This is a genomic window from Bradyrhizobium sp. Kon56 (genome assembly GCF_055807635.1).
In genome coordinates this window covers 1-397 of record NZ_JBVVOU010000180.1, presented here as the reverse complement: position 1 = coordinate 397, position 397 = coordinate 1, and the positions used below count along the sequence as shown (strand labels likewise).

General features: G+C 56.7%; 1 protein-coding gene. It reads left to right on the top strand.

Annotated features, from left to right (window positions below):
- Positions 1–397, top strand: a 397-nt coding sequence (locus AC0L3B_RS38530; RefSeq protein WP_473382856.1) for a hypothetical protein, incomplete at both ends; no start/stop codon positions are given.

Genomic DNA, 397 nt, shown 5'->3' with positions numbered 1-397 from the left:
GAGAACTTCGAGTTCTCCCATAGCTTCGCCGGCTATGAATCGCTGGGCGGTACGGTGTCATCGGCATTAGAAGGAAATCACACGGACCATCTCGGCTGGCTGACCCTCTTACGCCGCGCCACTGAGTGGAGTATTCACAAAAATGCTCCCGCCCCTGACGGGCGCATCACCTTAGAAGTGTTGCGCAGTACTATCTCCGAGCGGCAACCTCGACCGTTGGACCAGGAGTTCCGGGTACCGGCAGGCTATCTGCCGCCTGACCCCCAGTTTGCAAAGGAATTTATCGACGAGATTCAGTCTGGCGACTGGAATGAACGGGTGCTATGGGGCTCTCCAAGGCACGAAGCTGTTCGCAGATGTAGCTTAAAAAGGTGCTTTTGCCCTGCCCTGGAGAGCC